Raw genomic sequence first — 4,387 nt, forward strand, 5'->3', positions numbered from 1 at the left:
ACGGCGATCCGATTGAGATTCATCTGGGGGACATCAACAGCCAGTTTCCATTAAATCTGGCTTACAATCTGGGATATTTGCAGGAAGAATTTGAGGGAAGCAATGTGACCTTTACGATGGATTACTTCCAGAACGGTCCGGCCATCTCCGAGGCGTTCGCTTCCGGTGATCTGGATTTCGCAGAGTTCGGCGAACAGGCGGCGATCGCGGGTATCTCCGCTGACTACGGTTATAAGATTATCGGCCGCAACTGCGATACGGAAACGATGTATCCGCTGGTGGTCAACAAAGATATTACGGATGCGGAGGGACTCAAGGGGGCTAAGGTCGCCGTATCCGTTGGTACCAGCGCCCACTACCTGCTTTTGACATACTTACATTCTCTCGGACTTTCCGAGGATGACATCGAACTGGTCAACACGAACGATACGGTGACGCTTCTCGCTTCCGGTGAAGTGCAGGGTGCGGCCGACCAGCTGGCAAAATTCAGCTCCATGATCGATGCCGGTGACGTACATGTACTGGCTGACGGCGCTGTCAGCGAGACCTGCCAGATCAGTGCATTTGTGGGGCGTACGGAATTCTGTGAGAAATACCCGGAAATCACGGCCAAGGTCCTGAAGGTGGTTCAGCGCGTGGATGACTGGATGGCGGAGAGCGAAGATAATCAGAAAAAAGCATTTACCACACTGGCGGAAATCACCCAGCGGGAGGAAACCTGGTTTTCTACCATGTACAGCGGTTCTAATTTCGGCATCAACTTAACAGAACAGGATCTGCGCGTGTTGGGCGAGGTGCTGGAATTCATGAAGAGCAATGATCTGTTATCCAATCCGGATATCACCATGGACGATATTCTGGAACTGAAATATCTGGAAATGGCCGGTTACCGGTAAATGGCATTAAAACCGGCGAAAGTCCATCTGACTGGATGGCCCGCCGGTTTTGCCGTACATCGGAATATATGGAAAGGAAGTTTACGAATGTTCAATCTCAAAACCCAAAACAGCGCCAGACAAAATAAAATACTGCCGGTAATCGCCATTGTATTTCCCGTCCTGGTGATTCTTTTCTGGCAGTATGCGTCAACTCACGGACTGGTGAAGGCTTCTCTTGTACCGGCTCCCCTAACGATTGCAAAGACATTTCTGTCCTATATCGAATCAGGAAAGCTCTGGAAAAACTTAAGCGTCAGCTTCGGCCGTGTGGCGTGCGGTTATGTGATCGGCGCGATGTGCGGCGTAGCAGTGGGATTTCTGATGGGGCTGTTTAAGCCGGTGAGCGCAGCTTTAAACGGTATCGTCAGCGTACTCCGCCCGATTCCGACCATCGCGCTGGTCCCTATTGTGATTCTGCTGGCTGGTATCGGATTCTCTTCTAAGGTTGCAATTATCGCTTTCGGCTCCTTCTGGCCGGTGCTGCTCAATACCATGCACGGAATTCAGACCGTGGACAACAAGCTGCTGGAAGTGGCCTACACATACCGGATACGGACCTCAAAAACTATTTTAAGGATCATCGTTCCCTCCTCCATCCCCGCCATTCTCACAGGCCTCCGGCTTGGAATGAGCAATGCTTGGATGAGTGTGGTTGCCGCAGAAATGATCGCTTCCTCCACCGGCATCGGTTATTTAATCACCCTGTCCCGCGAGACGGCAAATGCCCGCGTCATGTACATGTGCGTGCTGGTCATCGGCGTGATCGGCCTGATCATCGACAAGGGCCTGACCCGGCTGGAACACTATTATCTGGCAAAGACCCGCGGTATTATCGACAGCAAATAAGGAGGGCGGATATACCATGGCAGAGAACACAAATATTCTTGAGATCAATGGCCTGCATAAGAATTTCTTTATCAGGGGGCAGAAATTCGAAGTGCTCGCAGGCGTCGATTTAACGGTTAAAAAAGGGGAGCTGCTGGCCATAGTCGGAGCCAGCGGATGTGGGAAAAGCACGCTGTTAAAGCTGATCACCACTCTGGAGACGATCAGCTCCGGCGAGATTTTACTGGATGGGGAGCCGGTAAACGGGCCATCCCCAAAATGCAGCATGATATTCCAGGAGGCAAGGCTTTTTCCCTGGCTGACCGTAGAGCAGAACATCGAGTTTGTAATATCCGATACTGTGCCGAGGGCCGAGAAAAAGAAAATGGTGGATTATTACATTAAACTGGTAGGGCTGACCGAGTTCACAAACGCCGTGCCGAACCAGCTTTCCGGCGGCATGCAGCAGCGTGTCAGCATCGCCCGCGCACTCGCCACAAGGCCTCAGCTGCTTCTTTTGGATGAACCATTCGGCGCGCTGGATGCATTTACCCGTATGGCCATGCAGCAGGAAGTGCTGCGCATATGGGAGCAGGACAAGACGACGATGATGATCGTCACGCACGATATCGACGAGGCGATCTACTTAAGCAACCGGGTTGTGATTATGGGAAAAAATCCGGGTGTTGTAAAGAAGATTGTACCTGTAAACCTGCCATTTCCAAGGGATCGTACCGATTCCGCATTCCTGGAAATCCGCGGGGAGATTATGAAAGAATTTCTGGATACGTAAATTCGGAAGCGATTGTGATAAAGACGCTGGAAAAGGTAGAGAGTACACTACGTTTCACAGCGTCTTTCTTGAATTTCCATTTCCTCCGGAACTGTGGTATACTTGAAAAAAGAGGTCCGGACCCGGTTAAGGCCGCAGAAATCCTGTAAAATCTTCTGTCAGAAGCCCCCCGTTGAAAACTTTCAGGAAAAATGGTACACTGTTAGTTACAAAACAGGAACAGGAGAGATATCATGCTATTGAAAGAACCACAGTCCCGCTTCGAGGAGTACTACCGTATCTATGAAGAGTCCTTCCCCAGCAAGGAGCGGCGGACTAGGGAGCAGCAGAGAGACATTTTAAGTCATCCGTGCCACCGTGTCAGGATTAAGGAGGAAGACGGCAGTATGCTGGCGTTTGTGAGCTATTGGGAACTGCCTGGCTGTCTGTTTTTGGAACATCTGGCTACCACGGAGCGGTGCAGGGGAAAAGGGTATGGAAAGCAGCTGGTGGAGGAATGCCTTGCCGAGACGGACAAACCCGTGTTTCTGGAGATTGAACCTGTGACGGAGAAAGACCCGATGACGGGAAGGCGGGCCGGTTTTTATGAACGACTGGGCTTTTTCATCAATACGTTCCCCTATATGCAGCTTCCACTGAAGGAGGAGGACCATCCCATTCCGCTGTGGGTGATGAGTTATGGAAAACCTGTGACAAAAGAAGAGTTTGAACCTTATAAGAATGAAATACACGAGATTGCCTATGGAACGGCTTCTGACCGTTTCCGGCAGAAATAGAGAAAATGACAGCGAACCGGTGCTGCGGTGAATCAGGGGAAGTCGATGAATATTAATGAAATAGCGAAGCTGGCGGGAGTGTCCAGGGCGACGGTCTCACGGTTTTTAAATGACGGCTACGTCAGTGAGGATAAAAAAGAGAAAATAAGAAAAGTGATCGAGGAGACCGGGTATAAGCCTTCCGCCCAGGCCCAGACGCTGAGGACGAAGAAGACGAATCTGATCGGGGTGATTATCCCGAAGATCAATTCCGCATCCATCAGCCGTATGGTGGCGGGAATCAGCGCAGTGCTGTCCAAAGCAGGCTACCAGCTCCTCCTTGCCAATACGGATAATGATGAGAAGGAAGAGGTCAAGTATCTGCGTGTGCTGGCCGAGAACCAGGTCGATGGAATTATCCTGATCGGAACCGTATTTACGGCGGCTCATAAGAAGGTCCTGAAGGAGCTTGCCGTTCCGGTGGTGATCCTGGGCCAGAGCCTTGCGGGGTATTCCTGCGTCTATCACGATGACTATCACGCAGCATACGACCTGACTTCTCTGCTGCTTGCCCATGGAAAGCACCCGGCCTGCATAGGCGTGCTGGAGCGTGACGAGGCGGCTGGTAAGCGAAGAAAGGAAGGCTTTTTGGAGGCAGTGAGAGACGCCGGAATCGGCGCGGACCGGGTACCTTATGCAGAAGGCAAATTCAGCATAGATTCCGGATATGAGCAGACAAAGCTTCTTTTGCGTGAAAATCCTGAGATCGATTCCATTTTCTGCGCCACGGACAGTATCGCAATAGGCGGTGTGACGTATCTGCGGGAGATCGGAAGGCAGGTCCCGGAGGAGATTCAGATTGCCGGGATCGGAGATTCGGACACAGCACGGGTGTGCGTGCCGAGGCTGACCACCGTTCACTACTATTATAAGACGAGCGGGGAAGAGGCCGCGCGCATGCTGGTCAACATGCTGAGCGCCGGAGACCAGATTCGCCGGGAGGTGAAGATGGGATATGAGATTGTTTATGGGAAGAGTACGATGGCTCAGGGAGAGTAAAGTAAAGTAAAGTAAAG

5 protein-coding genes are annotated in these 4,387 nt (G+C 51.5%); all 5 read left to right on the forward strand.

The genetic code is table 11. The features are described from left to right. Positions 1 to 896: ABC transporter substrate-binding protein (locus ACLTD4_RS33005; protein WP_412331935.1), on the forward strand; the 896-nt coding region annotated here is incomplete at its 5' end. Between the two features lie 87 nt (positions 897 to 983). Continuing rightward, the gene (locus ACLTD4_RS33010) at positions 984 to 1,784 is read left to right on the forward strand and encodes an ABC transporter permease (RefSeq protein WP_055656878.1); all 801 of its coding nucleotides are present in this window, start codon (positions 984 to 986) and stop codon (positions 1,782 to 1,784) included. Between the two features lie 16 nt (positions 1,785 to 1,800). Continuing rightward, on the forward strand, positions 1,801 to 2,556 hold the full coding sequence (locus tag ACLTD4_RS33015) for an ABC transporter ATP-binding protein (RefSeq protein WP_029467664.1): 756 nt from the start codon (positions 1,801 to 1,803) through the stop codon (positions 2,554 to 2,556). 233 nt (positions 2,557 to 2,789) lie between these two features. Beyond that, entirely contained in the window at positions 2,790 to 3,332 is a 543-nt protein-coding gene (locus ACLTD4_RS33020) for a GNAT family N-acetyltransferase (RefSeq protein WP_055656881.1), read from the forward strand. A 45-nt stretch (positions 3,333 to 3,377) separates the two neighbouring features. Next, positions 3,378 to 4,370, forward strand: a complete 993-nt coding sequence (locus ACLTD4_RS33025) for a LacI family DNA-binding transcriptional regulator (protein ID WP_117623171.1) — start codon at positions 3,378 to 3,380, stop codon at positions 4,368 to 4,370. Positions 4,371 to 4,387: the final 17 nt, after the last annotated feature.

It is taken from the genome of Hungatella sp., assembly GCF_046966825.1.